The organism is Nitrospirae bacterium YQR-1, assembly GCA_039908095.1.
Lineage (GTDB): Bacteria > Nitrospirota > Thermodesulfovibrionia > Thermodesulfovibrionales > Magnetobacteriaceae > Magnetomonas.
The window spans coordinates 139,221-157,660 of sequence record JAMOBJ010000002.1; the positions used below are offsets into that span (position 1 = coordinate 139,221).

Genomic DNA, 18,440 nt, shown 5'->3' on the forward strand with positions numbered 1-18,440 from the left:
CTACGTGTGTTGCTCTACATAGTTTTCTTTAATTTTAATTAATTCAGGTAAAACGTTTACGAAGGCATCCACAAGGTCAGGGTCAAAGTGCTTACCCTTTTCGCTCTTTATCAGTTCAACCGCTTTTTCTACAGGCCAGGGCTCTTTGTATGGTCTTTTAGATGTTAATGCGTCAAAGACGTCTGCAATAGCAATGATTCGGCCCTCTATAGGGATATCCTCCTCCATAATGCCATTTGGGTACCCTGAGCCATCCCACTTTTCGTGGTGAGTGAGGGAGACAACCCTTGCCGTCTCCAGCAGCTCTGAGGCGTGCATACCAATAATTGTTGCCCCTATGACAGGATGTTTTCTCATTATTTCCCACTCCTTCTCATCAAGCTTGGCAGGTTTTTGAAGGATTGTATCAGGGATGCCAATCTTTCCGATGTCGTGCATAGGTGCAGCCTGATATATCATCTCAGCAGCCATATTGCTGAGGCCATGGCTCATTGCAATGAGTTTTGAGTAAAAACTCATACGAATTACATGCAGGCCGGTCTCATTGTCTTTGAATTCGGCAGCTCTGCCCAACCTTCGTATTATTTCTATACGGGTTAAGTGAATTTCAACGGTTCGCTGTTGTACTTTTTCTTCCAGTACTCTGTTTTGGTCGTACAGGGCAAGTTGCGTTCTTACTCTTGCAAGCACTATTGGGGGGCTAATCGGCTTCATTATGTAATCAACGGCGCCGACTTCGAATCCTCTGGTTTCGTCCTCGACCTCGGTTTTGGCAGTCAGAAAGATAACCGGAATGGCTTTTGTAGTGAGATTTGCCTTAAGCCTTCTACACACCTCATAACCATCCATACCGGGCATCATTATATCGAGTAATATCAAGTCAGGGGGATTTTGCGATATAGCTATTTTCAAAGCCTTCTCACCGTTGAGTGCCACCTTGATTTGATAGTAAGGACTAAGCAGCCCGTTTATAATTTCAATATTATCGGGTGTATCGTCAACTACTAAAACGGTTTGTCTTTTTAAATCAGTACCCATATCTGTCCCCCCCTGCTTAAATAATATGTTTAAAAAATTTTTGTGTAAGCTGCGTAAGTCCGGCTCAAACAACACTATTGTAATATTAAAACTGCTGACAGGTAAAGCCTTTTTTTGGATTTGTAGTAGTTATAGTGGTCTTTTTAGGCTAACATGTGTGTATCTTACTCTCTCTTTTTTCCTTTCTAATCAACTTTACTGATACACAAGCAGGCGTTTTGGCCGCCGAAGCCGAAGGAATTAGACAGTACGTTGTCGTGGGGTTGGTTTAAGGCCGTATTTGGGATGTAATTAAGGTCGCATTTAGGGTCAGGGAATTCATGATTAATCGTTGGGAGTATGACGGAGTTATTTATACCCATAATACTCAGGATACACTCTATGGCGCCGGCGGCGGCTATTGTGTGGCCAAGCATAGATTTATTTGAACTTACAGGTATCTCATAAGCAACAGGACCCAGCAGTTCTTTAATCGCCAAAGTTTCCGTAGCATCATTTTGTAAAGTGGATGTACCGTGAGCGTTTATATATCCGATTTCAGATGGTGTAAGAGAGGCATCTTCCATAGCTGCTCTCATGGCGATAACTGCACCCTCTCCTTTTGGGTGCATATCCGTTATCCTGTAGGCATCGGCTGAGGAGCCGTAGCCCTTAATTTCTCCATATACTGTAGCGCCACGCTTTTGAGCATGAGTGAGCTCTTCCAAAATAACCGCCCCTGCACCCTCAGACATTACAAAACCGTTTCTCTTTCTGTCAAAAGGCCGCGAGGCTTTATCCGGAGATGCATACTTCTCAACCAGTGCTTTTATAAGAACAAATCCGATAAAACCTGTGAAATTCAGGGAAGACTCACACCCTCCGGCTATCATAGTATCCGTGTAGCCGGACTTTATAAGACAATATGCCTCTCCTATAGCCTGAGAGCCTGCGGCACATGCGCTTGCTATTGCTAAATTGGGCCCCTTACAGTTAAAAAGGGCGGAAAGTAACGTTGAACCCACATCAGATTTTCGCCTGAAAAAGTTGAAATACGAATAGCCGCCTCTGCTTCTGAGCCCTTCTATGTCCCATCCTCCTTTGCCGTCATAGAACCTGTGAAGAAACACCATGTCGTCAACCGTGGGGTTCTCTCCGTGGAAGCCAAGTGAGACACCGGTGGTTTCAGGCAGGGCCGCGGCACTTAGTCCGGCTCTCTTTAAAGCCTCATCCGTTGCTCCTATCATAAACCTGCTGCCCCTTGTCACATATTTCTCAAGACGTTTTACATCTATATCACTGTTTATCTCTTCAATACGGATATCCCATGAGGCATCAACCTCACCGCCAACTTTACAGGGAAGCCCCCTTGTGTCAAAGTTAGTGATCTCCCTTATACCGGAGGAGCCCTTCCGTGCTCTTTCAAAAGTCTCATCAGCATTGACCCCAAGGGGAGTTACCATGCCGTAACCGGTAACAACTACCCGTCGTGTGTATGAAGCTGCTTTCATTTATGTATTAACAATGTTATGTTCATGTTGAGTTCTTTCAAGCCAATTTTTAATCAGGTCATCACCATTTTCATAAGGCGCCTCAGCGTTGCAACCCCCACAAATTACATGTGTGCCGTCCTCAGTCTTCCAGTTTGACGCACCACAGACAGGGCAGCTCTCAGGCAGGGAATCCAAAATATCTGTAACTGCCCGTGACATAGACTTTACAGTCAACATTGCAGGAAGGGCATCCATATCCATACCGGGTGTGAGCTCAAAACTCCCGCCTGATTCATCACCACTGGAGAGCCGTATTTTCATTAATTTAACAGCTGTTTCCGTCAGTTGGCCGTTTGAGTCAACCGCAGTGCCCTCTCCAAACATCTCCTCAATATGCTCAATTATGAAATGCCGTGCCATTTTTATGCCAAATGCCTGCTCAAGGCGGTAATTTATATCAAGGAAATCCAGTGACTCCGCCCCAAGGTCTTTAATTAGAGAACTATCCGGTGCTATCGTGTCTTTGTCTATCGTCAGAGTGTCCGATATTGCTGTTTTCATTTCCTCTATTACCCTTTCAAAAGGTATAAGGTTTTGTTTCATCAGGTCGCCTCCTTGTACTGATATTTATATGTTTTTTTTACTTTGTAAAGTTTCTGTACAGGCTGTTACTCATTCCGCGGTCAACCACTATGGTTTGTCCCATAATACCACGACTCATGTCTGAGCAGAGAAAGAACACAACATCGGCGATTTCCTCGGGGGTAACAAAAAACGATTCCGGCATCTTGTCTAACCCCTCCACATACTGCCGTAGCACTTTAAAAGAATCGGTTTTTACAATTCCACCTGATACAGCGTTTACAGATATTCCCTTACCGGAAAGTGTCTCAGATAAGTCCCGCACAACAGCCTCCATTGCAGCTTTCATGCTGCCCAGGGGATAGCTGGGGTTATAGTACTTGCTGCCAAGGCTCGATATGAAGACTATCTTTCCGCTGGTTTTCACCAGATGCGGCAGTGCCTCTTGTACGCAAAAAATGTTACCCATGTAGTTTATCCTGAGAAGATCGTTTAGCTCCCTTTCAAAGAGCTTTTCAATGGGTTTAAATGGAGCCTTAGCAGCATTTAAAATAAGATAATCGAGCCGGCCTGAATGCTTAACTGTCTCTTCAACAAGATACTTCACCTCGTCTTTTTTTGAAATATCTGCTTTTATTGAAACTGCATTCACCCCCAGAGATTTAAATTCTTCAACAAGCGCCCTGGCCGCCACTTCAGACTTCCCACCCTCACGGGAATAATTGACGGTCACGTCTGCATCATTTTCTGCAAACCTCCGTGCTATGGCTTTCCCTATTCCACGGGAACTTCCGGTTATCAAAGCACATGGCCTGTTATTATTTATATTTTCGCTCATGTAACAGGTAATTCTAACAAAACGCCTGTTTCTTTATCAATATGGCTAAGAATAAACTGTGTACATAATTTTTTGCAATTCGAATTGTTGCTTTGCTTCTTGTGTGTTTGTTATAATTACCTTCAAATAGCTTTTCACCTGACTGGTTGCCTCTTTAATGAGTGTGTGCAGGAAAAAGAGGCATGGAGGAGCGCCTATGAGAATTTTAATAGCTGAAGATGATTTTGCAATCTGCTCATTATTACAGCAATTTCTGGAAAGTTATGCTACTAATGTGGACTCCGTTGCAAATGGTGCTGAGGCAGTTGATATGTTCATGCGTGCCATGGATGACAATAAACCGTATGATATTGTTTTTCTTGACGTTATGATGCCTGAAATGGATGGCTTTACAGCATTGGAGAGGATTCGAGGAATAGAAAAAACTATAGGAATTGCATATGACAAAGAGGTTAAAATTGTGATGGCAACCGCCCTGAATTCCCCTAAAGACGTGCTTGAGGCTTATTACATCGGCGGCTGTAACGATTATATTGCAAAACCCTTTGACTTGAAAAAACTTGCTGCATTACTTGTAAAATACGGCTTCTCTAAAGTGCTCTGACAGAAATCAGGCATATCAACAAAATAGGCAACACGTACATGATAGACAATTGCCTCATGGTTTTACTTTCATTTGCAATATCCCCTCTGTTACTATAACTTTATGACTGGAAATTGCAATGACTAAACAGTTATCAACCTCGACAACCGCAATTGGCTTATTGGATATTTTACTATATGCACTAATAAGTATTTATACAATATTTATGTTGTTTTACAATCTTAATTCACGCTACTACTGGCTGGATGAGACAGAGACTGCTGCTTTGGCTGTAAATATTACAAAGTATGGCTTGCCTGTCGTTTATGACGGTAAGAACTACATTTCGCTCTATGGTCCTGCCGTGTCAGAGAATAAGTCTAACATTGCTACATGGAGGCCGTGGCTGGATGAGTATATTGTGGCGGCCTCTTTTAAACTATTGGGACAGAGCAACAGAGCAGGGCGCCTTCCATTTGCATTGATTGCACTAGGCACTGTGTTTATGACAGCGCTTCTGTCATACCGGTTCTTTAAATCCCATGGGGCGGCTGCGGCGGCTGTTGCGCTTATGGTAACATCCGAGCTTTTCATTCTCCATGCCCGGCAGTGCAGGTATTATTCACTGGTTATTTTTGCTGAAGTTTATCTTATCTTTGCTATTTATCTTATTTTAACCGGAAAAAATACAAAAGGTATTTTCGTGCTGACTATAAGCCTTATCATTCAATTTTATACAAATTATATAGTGCTTGCAGGAAACATCCTAGCACTGGGAATCTTTGCTATTTTAGGCCGCAAGAGAAACCATGGGCTGCTTTCCTCCGTTTCAATCAGTATAACAGCTCTTGCACTTGCTGCACTGCCGTGGCTGATATATGCAAAACCGTGGCATCAATCCGGTTTTGTGGGCGGCTCCAATCCAATTTCCAAATTGAAGTATTATTTCATCGAAATTCATTTTCATATTATCCCGTTGGTGGTGCTTCTGATTCCAGTGGTGTATTACCTGTGCAGGAGGTATTACCCAAAAGCCGGTTGTGCAACTGCACAAAGAGTTTCAACGGTTGAGAAAGATATTGTATTGTTATTAGTCTTAATTCTGTCGCTGACTCTTCTTATAGTGCCGCTTGCCCCGTGGGTTTATATCAGGTATGTGGTACATTTTATACCGGTTGCTGTGCTTCTAATAGTTTTTATATTAACTACCTATATCCGCTCCGAGCCGATTAGGCTGATTATATTATGTCTTTTGTGTTTTACGAATTATATCTCATGGTTTAGCGCTTATCCGGTCAGAGCTCTAAGAGGGCAGACGGTGGCGGTGCATGAGTCAAAAGCTACTATTGTTAAACTAATAAACTACATACTCACAAATTCAACAGACAGGCTGGAAGATACCGTCAAATATCTCAATAAAGAGGGCACACCCGGCGATACCGTGCTGGTATCCTGCCCGGAATTCCAACTGGCATACTACACCGGTATGAGAGTTGTTAACGCCAGGTTTCCGGAGATGTTTAATTTGACCACACTGCCGCAATGGATTTTGCCTGAGTGCGTATCCGATGACACCCCTGTTCCGCTGTATCCGCCTAAGCAGTATGCAAAGTATTATCGCCCTGTCAGTGTAGAAATTCACAACACTCCGGTAGTCGGTAATATGCCAAACCCAGACATCTATGATCAGTTCAGCACAGATAGCAAAAGTTACATAACAGCGTATAAACTACAAAGCGCAGTAGGGGTTGACGTCAAGCCTGAGACAGCCCTCTTTAAACCTGCCGGGTTTGACGGAGCAGTCAACTCAGTAGCCGTAACACCGGATGGTAAGTATGTGTTGGCCTCAGGTGGCTCTGATAATATCATAGAGAGCAGTTTCAGCATTAAACTTATAGAGATAAAAAGCGGCACACTTGTTAAAGAATTTGCCCGCCACCCTCAACCTGTCAGCTCTTTAACTGTTACGGCAGACGGCAAGGCTGTGGTGGGAATAGTCGGTAATACGATTAAGCAGTGGGACATTGCAACCGGCAACAAAATAATGGCTTTTACAGGGCACAAGGAACGGATAAATGCAATCGCTTTGCTCCCTGATGGTAATCAGTTGTTAAGTGCAGCAAGGAATGATACGCTGAAGCTCTGGGATATACGCACTTCCAGGGAGCTAAGAGCATTTACCGGTATCAGAAATAATACTGTGGCTGTAGCCATAACCCCTGACGGGCGCTTTGCCGTATCAGCCGGTACAGATAATCTTCTGCGTCTGTGGGATATTAAAACCGCAGCAGAAATAAAAACCTTCTCCGGCAACACCGCAAATATAAAAACCATAGCGATAAGCAATTCAGGGAAAGTTATGATAACAGGCGGGAGCTTTGACGCAGCGATAAGGATATGGGATATTGAGGAGGGACGGGAAATTAAAACACTTTTTTCGGGACAGCCTGTGGCCGTCTCTTCCATTGTGCTAGGTCCTGATGACAAGACGGCTGTTATCGGCTCATGGGACGGCACAGTGTCAGTCTGGGACATGGCATCGGAAAAGAAATTGCTGACACTTACCACTAATTTCAAAAAACAAACAGCAGCTATTTTGCCGTGACATTGTCCGGCCACTTGAGGCCTTTGGATTGTAAATACTTCTGAGCGAGTTTAGAACCCAGGCGTGCCGCCTCCGACATATCAGCGACAGCCTTCTCGTTTTCCCCTTTCTTAGCATAGGACTCAGCACGATAATAGTACGCCTCAGCACTGTCGGCAACCAGCTCGATGGTTTTTGTAAAGTCAGCGATAGCCTTATCATAGTCTCCTTTTTCAATATAGAAACTACCACGATAAAAGTACGCCTCGGCATATTTTGGATTTATAACTATAGCGCTGGTAAAATCAAGGATAGCCTTATCAATGTCTCCTTTGCTTTCAAGCAAAGAGGCACGATAAAAATACGCAACTGCATCCTTTGGGTCTGCTTCAATCGCTTTGGTATAATCGGCTATGGCCTTATCTTTATCATCATCAGTAGCAGTTGTACCGTCACCATCACGGTCATAAAATGAACATCCGCTGCTTGTGTACTTTACAGGCTCCTTTTGTGTTTCCTCCTCAGGGCGTTTACTTAAAACCACAATGAATAAAATAAAAACTATGACCACCGTGGCAGCTACTGCAACTGTAGTAAAGTTTATGTCTGATGTTTTTACTGTCTCGGCACTCTTGGCTTTGACCTCTGTCTTGTGTTTAGTATCCTCATCCTGTCCATGATGAGTGTACATGCGCTTGAAGTACGAATCAGCATAATCATCGTTTAACTCAACAGCTTTTTTGTAGTCGGCCAGAGCCTTATCTTTATTGTTCATTTTCAGATAAACCAGACCGCGGTTAAAAAAAGCTAAAGCAAAATCAGATTCTATCTCAATAGCTTTGGTATAATCAGCGATAGCTCTTTTTTTGTTTCCTCTTGCAGCGTAGGCGTCAGCCCGGTTAGCATATGCATTAGTAAATCTGTCATTTAGCTCAATGGCTTTGGTGTAGTTATCAATAGCCTTATCGAAGTTACCATCGGTGTAATACATATTTCCCCTGTGATTGTATGCCTCCGCATCCTTTTTTAAGAAATCAAAGATACCCATTACATTACCCTCCCTCTGCCGGATTTATGCACTGTGCTGCGTACTTCAAAGGTGACAGACGCACATATAGCATCAACCGGCAGCTTATTCTACTGATGCGCCAATGAGAAAAAAACTTCTCCAGCCAACCTCCATTTGGCAGCCATGACCACAACATATCTCTTTTGCAATTCTTAAGGGTCAGTTATAATTATAACATATATATCCAACAAAATCAATTATACCTCATACTAATACCAAGTAGCGTTCATAGACGTAATATTAAAATTATTTAAATAAAAAATTGCAGTTATCCCAAAAGGTATTTAAATTTAAACGACTAAACCTTGGAAACCGGGGGTCTATGGGAAGTCCCCACAAGTGGGGAGACCCCTGATGATTAGGCAGGAAAGGGTATAAGGGGAAGGACAGAGTCCTTCCCCTTATACTCCCTTAAATCTTCACTTTAACATTAATCAGAAAAACGGGGATAGCGACAATAATGAGGGAGGCCATAATCCAGAAGGAGTATAGATAACCCAGATTTGCAATCAGCACGCCGGCAAGTATTGGGCCTGAGGCATGGCCGACATCAAAGATAGTGCCGAATGTTCCCATTGCAGCCCCAAAGTGCTTTTCCTTACACATATCAGCTACCAGTGCAGCCGATGAGGAGGTAACCAGTGCTTCACCAAGGCCAAAGACTAAAGCACAACATATCAGCAGATAGAAACTCTTAAACAGGGGAAACATCGCAAAAGAAACCGCACAAAAAAGCAACCCAAAAGTAATTATAAGAGTTCTACCGTATTTGTCGGAGGTTTTGCCCATGACAGGTTTTGACAGTATAGTGACAAGCACCTGAACTGCCCACAATAGCCCTGCCTGAAGCTCATTGAGCCCTGCCACAGTTACGGCATATATGGGGAGGAAGGCCTCGAGTGCTCCCATAGACATGTTTTGTATGCCCTCCATTGCAGAGGTTATAACAACTCTCTTATCACTTATGACCTCTTTTATGCCGGAGGCAAATTTCTTGTAAGCCGCCTTCAGTCCGGCTGTCTGCTCCGGCGCTTTGTCTGCTTTTAGCATTTTTATCCCAAAAAGAAGGGACATTATTCCGGTTGCACCGCTTAGGAGATATGCTCTTTGAAAATCAACAAATGTTGGAGCTCCCTGAGCCAGTGTGTGAAGGATAAATCCGCCGACAGGGGCGCCCATGAGGTTTCCTATAATTGTAACAGAGGAAAACCACGAAAGTACCTCACCTTTTTTATCACCGGCCTCATCAGCAACAACAGCCATTGCCACAGGCCCGTATATGGCTGTTGCCAGACCGTGTATGAACCTTATGATAACAAGCAGGTTGTAGTCTTTTACGAATAAATACGTAAAGGGCATTACGGCAAAGACAACAAGACCGGCGAAAAGCGTTTTCCGTCTTCCGATTACGTCTGAAAGAGCCCCTGAGGGCATTTTGAAAAATATACCGGTAACGGTTGATATTCCTACGACAAAACCGATTGCCTCAGGGCCTGCTCCAAGGTACAGAGCAAAAAGCGGCAGCACCGGAGACCTTGCCAGTGCGTATGAAAACCTGGCAAGGAAACCGACTAAGTATATCGGCATAAAGTTAGGTCTCGAATCAGTCATTTCTAAGTGTTCCTTAGTGTTTTATCGGGGTCTGTCTGTCAAAGTAAATACTCTTGCCGCTAATGCTAACCGGTACTCCCATGACAACCTCAGCCTTAATGTATCCAAGGGCTTTAGCAGTGGCTCCCACCCTCTGCTGTATTCGATTATCCACATTGAGTGTGCCGGCCGTCTTTGCAGCCGATGACAGAGCTACCCCTATATCCATCATTCTCATTATACAGTGCGGCCCTGAGTATCCCATTTCCTTTTCTTTCATCTGTCTGTTTTTGTTAAACTCTGCACATGTAGGATAACCACATCCGCCGCAATCATAACCCGCTGTGACTGCCGACTTTAACCCAACCAGCACAAGCGCTCCTGAATTTTCAATGTTAGAGGCATCCCTTAACCAAAAAGCCTCATTAGTACTCTTTGGGGCATATTCTTTCATGGCATCGGCAATTTTCTGCATATCGCCGCTATCGGTAATTACCACTATTTCCATAAAATCCTTACCCCCCGCCTTGGGCGCAGTTCTTGCAGATACAGCCATCAAGCCTGCCACTAATTCCGACATATCTTTCATAATGCGTACTCTCCTTAGTTTAATTATTTTTTGGACTCATATAAGAAATCAAAAATTTCTATTGCTTTATTGACCGCTTCCATATCACTTTTAACACGCCTAAGCATACCACTTAGTATTTGTTCAACTCCTGCACTGCCGGCACTTCTGTACTTGCCGTCTTTCATATCAATCTCATGAACAGCCTCGGCAATATGCTTCAGAGCACTGTCTTTTATTCCAAATGATTTAATCAACACCTCAAAAGTGCAATCATCCCCTATATGAGTAAACTCCCCGCCAACCACATCAAAATAAACCGTATCGACAGGGGCTGGAAACTCCATCTCCCCCTCACTTTGAAAAGCTATCACTGCATTGTCATCTATAAATCTCTTAATCAGCCAGATGGATGATAACCTGTCAACATATGGTTTTTTTCTTGTTACCCAACACTTTCCACTGTACCGCTCCATGCTCCGCAATACTATTTTTTTCTCTTTTTCCGTTGATAAGGGGTTTAAATGAAAAATGACTGCATCTTTAAGTTCGCTTAATCTGTTTTTGATTGCTTTTTTTCCAGAGTGGAAGAAAAAATCAATCTTTTTTATCTCCTCATAATCATTAATCAGTTTATTGAGGCGTTCAAGGATTTTTCTAAAACTATTAACGCCGGCTGTGCTTGACGACATTTTTGCGTTAACAAAGCTTCTGTCTGTTTCATCCAGGTGTTTTTCAACTCTCTCATAATCGCTATCTCTTACGGCATTAAACATTGCAATAATATCGTCATCTTTAATACTCTCAAACTTATCAACAGCAACAAAACCGCCGTCACCACCGGTTGAGCACACATCATTTAACAGCCATTGAAAGAGCTCATAGTGAGCTTCACTGTAAGGCAGCACATAAACAGAATTTTTGAATTGAATAGCGCCGGCCTTGGCAAGACGTCTCCATATCTTAACTCTGTTGTTAACAGGCGATGCCGGCACTGTATAAAAAAACAAAAGCCATCTTTTTTGTAACATGTGTTAATGATATAACATATGTTTCATTTTGTCAAGAAGAAAATTTTATACTAATACTAAGTAGCATTCACAGACGTAATACTAAAATTATTTAATACCAAGTAGCATTCATTCGATTAACTTTGTTGGCTAGTCAAAAGCTCCTTGACGTCTCCCTTAAAGGGGATTCCCCTGGTCGCTATCGCTCATAGCAATGACGAATAAAAAAACAAGTAAAAACAGCTACATGCCGTCATTGCGAACCCCAGCAGGGGGTGTGGCAATCTCTTCTTTAATAAATTCAATAAAAACATACTTTTGCTTTTTGCTATAGATGGTGCCCTGCAGCATTGGTACATAATAAAAGAACGTCTAATGGAAAACACAAGGAAGAGGAAAGTACAAAACGACATGTAAAACTCTATATAGCCTATATTGTTATTTGAGCGCTTATGCCCGTAAGGGGAGAGTACGCCCCTGAGCTTTTGACAAAGCCAACAAAGTTAGACGATTGATTGCAACTTGGTATTATAGGCGGGATAAACAAGCCACAAGAGGGCAGAGAAAACTATTAGAAAATTCTCTCCACCCCTGTGAAAGGAGGCGATATCTATTCTTTGGGGGGAATCTCTATAAAACTTCCGCCGAAATATGTAAAAATAAGCGTTCCTGCGTCAACCAGCTCCCGCAATGCGGCTTTAACCTCGTCTTTTTCAATACCGTGGTCTGCTGAGACCTTTTTAAGTATGTCGGTCTGTTTCAGCTTTTTTTTACCAGTTGAATCCTCAACTAGTTTATAAACAATCTTTTTTACTTCCTCTTTATCCATAAAACACCTCAAAAATTATTTTTTTATATGAGACGGAAGGAAACTATAATTTCCCTCCGTCTCTGTGATTATCTGAAGTTTACGTCCACTTAAACGATGCTGATGTTCTGAATGTCTCACGTGCAAATGTGAAGTCGTCAATGTGCTGGATTTTGAATTCCAAACCGGTCTCTTTAAAGAAACTTTCCCAACCGATTCTATCAACCCATTCACCAACTCTCTCGTGCTTCTTTGCGCCTTTAATGTAGGCATTCAAAATGGTCTTAACGGCGTCAACAACCTTTGGCCACCTCGGGGGCTCATTAGGAATCCAGGGCACCGCAAGCTTTGAAAACTTAGGCGGAGTTCTTAAGTTTGATACCTTACCGCCGACAACTATTGCCACACCGTCATTTTCCGCATCCGATATAGGCATTGCAGGACATACGGAGTAACAGTTACCACAGTACATGCATTTTTCAAGTTTTATCTTCACGCTCTTCTTAGCGGGGTCAGGGCTGATAGCGCTTGTCGGGCATGAACCGATTGTTGAGGGAACCTCACATGCGTTTTTAACGTTGTCATGGTCAATTCTCGGTGGGGTCTTGTGTACTCCCACAATAGCTATGTCTGAACAGTGAACCGCCCCGCACATATTAACACAGCACGCCACGGCAAGCCTCACTCTGTTTTGCAGCTCTTTTGTTGTGAAATACTCGTGCAGCTCATCCATCAGAGCCTTTACAAGGCCGGATGCGTCAGTTGCCGCTGAATGGCAGTGTACCCATCCCTGTGTATGAACTACGTTGCTGATTCTTGCACCGATGCCGCCTATCATGTAGCCTTTTGATGTCAGGTCAGCCATAAGGGTCTTGGCTGCTTCTTCTGTGGTGGCAAAGAATTCAACATTGTTTCTTGATGTAAAACGAAGGAAGCCGTCTGAGTGCTTCTTGGCTATTGCACAGTACTCTCTTATCGTGTCTGTGGATAAAAGCCTGGGCGATGCTATTCTTACGGTATAAATTTTCTCGCCGCTTTCCGAGACGTGTACCATAAGACCCGCACCTAACTCCTCATGGTATTTCCACTTGCCATAGTTTTTCTTTATCACAGGGTGCAAAAATTTTTCATAATGTGGTGGGCCTATATCTGTCTGTCTTTCCGGTGTTGCTGACATATAATTCCTCCTAAATTTATAATTTAAATTGTATTTATAATTTAAATACTAACAGCATTTATTACTTTACTATGTCTTCCTCCGACCAGAAGAAGAACGGGTCACGCCTTGGCTCTTTAATCATTGCAGGATGAGGATCAAGGCCGACTTCTTTCAAGAATTTCGGGAACGATACTCTTTCGATAAGCTCACCGATTCTCTCACGGTTCTTACCGTTTTCATCCCACCATTCCCAGATTTTGTCTATAAGATCATAAAACTCCTCATACGGCGGTTCCATCTTAATAAACGGCACTATTACCCATGAAAGGAGCGCTCCAGTTACGATAGGGGCTTTGCTTCCCAACAGAAGGGTTGCTCCCTGCTCGGTTCCGGGTCTCAGAGCTTTAGTCATTCTCGCTATACAGTGCATACACCTGTTGCAATTTGCATTATCTATTTTTAATTCTTTGCCGTCCCAGGACATACACTCGGTCGGACACATATCAATGACCTCGGACTGAATGTTCATCTTCTTGGAATACGCCTGTACTTCCGCCTGATCTATCCGGATATCGCCCTTCCATGTACCGATTACCGACATGTCGGCACGCGCTACCGACGCTATACAGTCAACAGGGCAACCAGCCACTTTGAATTTAAACTTATACGGGAATGCAGGCCTGTGCATTTCATCCTGATAGTGATGAGTAATATCGTTGGTTATCGCCATTGTGTCAATGTTTGCCCATTCACAACGTGATTTGCCCAAACAACAACTTGGTGTTCTCATTGCCGAGCCGGAACCGCCTAAATCCCATCCTCTTGATGAAACCTCAGCAAAAAACGGCTCAAGATGCTCCGTGCGGGTTCCAAGCATAACCATATCGCCGGTTGACCCGTGCATATTGGTCAAACCGCTTCCGTGCTTATCCCAAAGATCACATATCTCCGCTAACGCATCAGCCTGATAGTAAAACCCTGACGGGCTGTTTATTCTGACTGTATGGAAGTGCGCAACCCCGGGAAACTTCTGAGGAATATCTGAATACCTTCCAATAACGCCTCCGCCGTATCCTCTTACTCCAACTATTCCACCGTGCTTCCAGTGGGTTACTTTTTCTTTAAAACACAACTCGGTATGCCCCAACAGGTCTGATGCCATACTTGCTAAATCCTCAGGCATTCCCGATCGGGCTGCTGCTTTTTCAATTTCCACTACAAAACTCGGAAAAGCTCCTTTTTTAAGCTCATCCAGTAGCGGTGTTTCGTACTTCTTACCCATAACTACCTCCTGCTTATGATATTATTAAAGTGAAAGAGATTCCTGTCTAAAACCCCTTTTCGTTAAAACCCCTTTTGTATAATCGCTACACTCTATTAAATATTCCAACAAATGGTCAAATAAAAAAAAATGATATGTTTATAAGTTTTATCTATAGTATTTGTTTTTTCAGGCATCCTGCCCATATAATCTTTTTTAAACATCTCTTTTTCAACCCAATCTTCCTCTCAATCGCCATAATTAAATATTTTCTGCTATTATACAACAATGCACAAAAAGTTTTCTTCTTGATATAAAAAATTTTTGATGAAAATACTCAGCTTAGAATTAAATGGTTTTAAGTCTTTTTCGGATAAGACCACCTTTACAATGCACCCTGGAATAACCTGTATAGTAGGGCCAAACGGCTGCGGCAAGAGTAACGTGGTGGATGCCTTCAGATGGGTTCTGGGAGAGCAGAGTGCAAAGAATTTGAGAGGGGATAAAATGGAAGAGGTGATTTTTGCCGGCACCTCCGATGTTAAACCCAAGGGTATGTCAGAGGTAACACTTACTTTTACTGTTGAGGCGGATAACCCGGGAGACAATGGCGGCGGCAACGGTGCCAACCCCGCAACAGAGATCACCAGACGCTTATTCCGCAGCGGCGAGAGCGAATACCTGATAAACAAAAAAAGAAACCGCCTCAGGGATGTAAGAGAAATATTTCTTGATACCGGCCTTGAGGTTAAAAGCTATTCGATTTTAGAGCAGGGCAGAATCAGTGAAATTTTAAATACAAAACCACTTGAGCGGCGTTTTCTCATAGAAGAGGTTGCCGGAGTTATGAAGTACAAGGCAAGAAAGACAGAGGCGCTTTCTAAGCTTGAACGCGCTCAGATTAATCTTGACCGCATAAGTGACATCATCTCGGAGGTTAAACGCTCCATCGGCTCTCTTGAAAAACAGGCCAAGAAGGCTGAATTGTTTAAAGCTCTCACTGCACAGCATAACGCCATTGAGCTGAAAATTGCTAAACGGGATTTTGAAGCCTTTCACTGCGACTACCTGGCTCTCACAGAAGAGTCCGAACAGATTATCGTCAAAATAGGGACAATTACCGCCTCTCTTGGCACACTTGAGGAGGAGCGGCAGGCAAAATCTCAGGTTGTTTTTAACCACAGAAGTGCTCTTGAAGCCATGACGGAAGACCTTCAGAGGCTTGAGAAGGAAATCGCAGTGCTTGAGAAAGATATTGCATTAAAGACGGCGGCAATTAATAATTCTCAGCAGCACACAGAGAGACTCTTCGGCCAGCGGAGTGATTACTCCACAGAGCGCGACGACGCCATAGACTCTATTGAAAGGCTCACCGGTATTTATGAAAAACTGGAGACTGAGATTGCCTCCACAGAGGATGACATCGGGCGGGAAAATACCCTGATTTCATCCCTTGAGAAAACACTTCTGGAAATAGAGGACGCCCTCCGGGATAAAAACAAAAAACTCTTTCAGATATCGGAAAGCATGGGAAATGCAAAGAATGAGGTGTCAACAATTCAGACACTTATTGCATCGTTGATAAGGAAAAAGGAATCTTCCACGGAGTTTGTAAACCGGGCGGTTGATGACATACAACGTCATGACGGGCAGCTTCAGTCAATGGAGAGCGATTTAGAACAACGGCAGCGTGCATTTAAGGAGCAAACAGAGCGACTGACGGAGCTTAAGGGGCAAATTGAGGATGTGGAGCAGTCGGTTGAATCCCTCAGGGAGGAAATATCAGATGTGAGAGAAACTATGGCGGCTGCAACTTCAAGGCTTAAGTCTCTTGAGGAGCTCACTACAGGGGACTCAAACACCACAGAGTTTAGCAAAGTCTGTAACCCATTGGCGGTTATTTCGGAGGTACTGACAGTGCAGGCAAAGTATGAAAGTGCCATAGAGGGCGCATTAGCTGAAAAACTTAAGGGTTATGTTATGGGCTCAACCGAGTCGCTGCTCTCAGCAGTTGGCTTTGTAAACAGCAGCAGCCTGGAAAAAACAGCTCTTTTTGCCGTTGATTTACTACGCAGCCCCGACGGCGGCAATAACACGGTGCCCGTACTTTTTTCCGGCAAAGCCGTCAGTCCGTTAAGTGTTGTGAGTGCCCCTGCAGAGTATTTACCACTGATAGGGGCGGTTTTGAGGGACTTTGCAATAGTGGAGAGTTTTAATGAGGCTTTTGAATTGTTTCGTGATGAAAACACAGACGGCAGTGGCGGCGGTACTTATTTTGTGACACTTGACGGGGATGTGTTAGAGCCCTCCGGCGCTGTGCTTTGCGGCAAGAGGGGGATGGTGCTGAAGCATTTAAGAAATATCAGGGAGCTGCGGACGGAGGTTGCCTCATTGCGGGAGACTATGATGACTCAGGACTCACGGTATAAAGAAGCTCTTCAGCGGCGGGATGCTCTCAGGGATGAGATTTCAAAGACAGAGCGGATTATGGTGGCTTTAGACAAAGAGACAGCCGCCATTAGGAACAACATAAGAAAGCTGGGGGAAGAGAGGGAGAGATTTAAGCAGAGGTTGAACCTCATGCAAATAGAATCCGGCGAGACTGATAAAGAAATAGCCTCACTGCGGGAAAAGAAAACTGAAAAGGAGTCACACCTTGAGGTTATCTCCAAGACCAAAGAAGATACGGAGGCTTATATTGGCTCATTGCGGGAATCCTCCACAGACAAGCGTGGGCAACTGGAAAAGCTAAGGGCGTCTCTGATGGAAAAAAAAATGTCTGTGACAAAGCGGAGGGAGCGGCTGAGGGCGGCTAAGAATGAGGAGCCGGTGTTAAACAGGAAGCTGGAAACCCTTGAAAGCAAGATACTCTCAATTGGTGAGGAGATTGAAACAATAAAGCGCAAGAGTGACAAAGCGGCGTTGGAAGTTGTTGCGGATGAGGGGGCACTTGGTAAGCTCTTTGAGGCGGATAAGCAGTTACGGGAGACAATCCGGCAACAGAGGGAATTAATAACGGGCTGTTCGACCGAACTGAGGGAGTTTGAAAGAAAGGCCCAGGCACTGAGGCGCAGCAGTGATGAGTGGAAAGAGAATCTTAATACGCTTAATTTAAGGACCACTGAGACACGGTTTAAAATGGAAAACATCAGACACACTGTCTTTACAAACTATGGCAGGGAGCTTTCCGAACTTGAGCCCGGGGAGCTTCCGGAGGGGCAGGAGGCGGCGCTTCCGGAGCTTAAACAACAAATCCGTGAGATGGGACCGGTTAATCTTTCAAGCATAGAAGAGTATGAGGAGCTGAAAAAGCGTTATGACTTTCTGGCTGAGCAGCAGGCCGACCTTGTTACATCCATATCGGAGCTCAACGAGGTCATATCAAAAATAAATCAGACGACAAAGCAGCGGCTTTCCGAGGCATTTATGGAGTTAAACACGAAATTTAATGAGACATTCAATACATTTTTCGGCGGGGGCTATGCCGAGCTGATTCTAACCGATCCGCTGAATATTCTGGAGTCCGGCATAGACATAGTGGTGCAGCCGCCGCATAAGAAACTGCAAAACATAAACCTTCTCTCAGGCGGGGAAAAGGCGCTTTCGGCCATATCTCTGGTGTTTGCCGGATTTGTCATTAAACCCACGCCGCTTTGTATCCTTGATGAGGCCGACGCCGCCCTGGATGAGGCCAACACAAGACGTTTTGCCGAAATGATTGTAAAAATGTCCGCCAACACCCAATTTATCGTAATCACTCATAACAGAACCACCATGGAGGTTGCCGATTATATATACGGCATAACAGCCGAAACACCGGGCGTCTCTAAAGTCATCTCCATGGAATTAGCCCAAACATAAGGAAAAGGTTAATGTTT

14 protein-coding genes are annotated in these 18,440 nt (G+C 43.9%); 3 read left to right on the forward strand and 11 right to left on the reverse strand.

The genetic code is table 11. The features are described from left to right. The 4 genes from H7844_02460 to H7844_02475 all read right to left on the reverse strand — a co-directional run bounded on the left by H7844_02460 (position 1) and on the right by H7844_02475 (position 3,930). Positions 1-1,038, reverse strand: coding sequence for a two-component system response regulator (locus tag H7844_02460; GenBank protein MEO5356142.1), 1,038 nt, complete (start codon positions 1,036-1,038; stop codon positions 1-3). A gap of 185 nt (positions 1,039-1,223) precedes the next feature. Continuing rightward, on the reverse strand, positions 1,224-2,528 hold the full coding sequence (locus H7844_02465) for a beta-ketoacyl-[acyl-carrier-protein] synthase family protein (GenBank protein ID MEO5356143.1): 1,305 nt from the start codon (positions 2,526-2,528) through the stop codon (positions 1,224-1,226). Further along, positions 2,529-3,113 (reverse strand): phosphopantetheine-binding protein, encoded by a 585-nt coding sequence (locus H7844_02470; GenBank protein MEO5356144.1) that lies wholly within the window; start codon positions 3,111-3,113, stop codon positions 2,529-2,531. A 37-nt stretch (positions 3,114-3,150) separates the two neighbouring features. Beyond that, positions 3,151-3,930 carry an SDR family oxidoreductase gene (locus tag H7844_02475; GenBank protein ID MEO5356145.1) on the reverse strand — a complete coding sequence of 260 codons (780 nt, stop codon included), beginning with the start codon at positions 3,928-3,930 and terminating at the stop codon, positions 3,151-3,153. A 196-nt stretch (positions 3,931-4,126) separates the two neighbouring features. Between H7844_02475 and H7844_02480 the strand changes: the two genes are divergently transcribed. Together H7844_02480 and H7844_02485 are read left to right on the forward strand one after the other, a co-directional pair. After that, positions 4,127-4,534 carry a response regulator gene (locus tag H7844_02480; protein MEO5356146.1) on the forward strand — a complete coding sequence of 136 codons (408 nt, stop codon included), beginning with the start codon at positions 4,127-4,129 and terminating at the stop codon, positions 4,532-4,534. Between the two features lie 118 nt (positions 4,535-4,652). Further along, entirely contained in the window at positions 4,653-7,118 is a 2,466-nt protein-coding gene (locus H7844_02485) for a WD40 repeat domain-containing protein (GenBank protein MEO5356147.1), read from the forward strand. Here H7844_02485 and H7844_02490 read toward each other — a convergent pair. The 7 genes from H7844_02490 to dsrA all read right to left on the reverse strand — a co-directional run bounded on the left by H7844_02490 (position 7,105) and on the right by dsrA (position 14,583). Beyond that, on the reverse strand, positions 7,105-8,145 hold the full coding sequence (locus H7844_02490; protein ID MEO5356148.1) for a tetratricopeptide repeat protein: 1,041 nt from the start codon (positions 8,143-8,145) through the stop codon (positions 7,105-7,107). The two genes, H7844_02485 and H7844_02490, sit on opposite strands and share 14 nt — an antisense overlap. Positions 8,146-8,577: 432 nt before the next feature. Next, positions 8,578-9,777 carry an MFS transporter gene (locus H7844_02495; GenBank protein MEO5356149.1) on the reverse strand — a complete coding sequence of 400 codons (1,200 nt, stop codon included), beginning with the start codon at positions 9,775-9,777 and terminating at the stop codon, positions 8,578-8,580. Between the two features lie 13 nt (positions 9,778-9,790). Continuing rightward, on the reverse strand, positions 9,791-10,345 hold the full coding sequence (locus H7844_02500) for a DUF2148 domain-containing protein (protein MEO5356150.1): 555 nt from the start codon (positions 10,343-10,345) through the stop codon (positions 9,791-9,793). A 23-nt stretch (positions 10,346-10,368) separates the two neighbouring features. Next, positions 10,369-11,334 carry a chromate resistance protein gene (locus H7844_02505; protein ID MEO5356151.1) on the reverse strand — a complete coding sequence of 322 codons (966 nt, stop codon included), beginning with the start codon at positions 11,332-11,334 and terminating at the stop codon, positions 10,369-10,371. 610 nt (positions 11,335-11,944) lie between these two features. Beyond that, positions 11,945-12,163 (reverse strand): hypothetical protein, encoded by a 219-nt coding sequence (locus tag H7844_02510; protein ID MEO5356152.1) that lies wholly within the window; start codon positions 12,161-12,163, stop codon positions 11,945-11,947. Between the two features lie 79 nt (positions 12,164-12,242). Further along, positions 12,243-13,319, reverse strand: a complete 1,077-nt coding sequence (gene dsrB, locus H7844_02515) for a dissimilatory-type sulfite reductase subunit beta (GenBank protein ID MEO5356153.1) — start codon at positions 13,317-13,319, stop codon at positions 12,243-12,245. A 61-nt stretch (positions 13,320-13,380) separates the two neighbouring features. Further along, positions 13,381-14,583: a dissimilatory-type sulfite reductase subunit alpha gene (dsrA, locus tag H7844_02520; protein MEO5356154.1), complete on the reverse strand. Its 1,203-nt coding sequence runs from the start codon at positions 14,581-14,583 to the stop codon at positions 13,381-13,383. Between the two features lie 306 nt (positions 14,584-14,889). Between dsrA and smc the strand changes: the two genes are divergently transcribed. Beyond that, entirely contained in the window at positions 14,890-18,423 is a 3,534-nt protein-coding gene (gene smc, locus H7844_02525; protein MEO5356155.1) for a chromosome segregation protein SMC, read from the forward strand. Positions 18,424-18,440 lie beyond the last annotated feature (17 nt).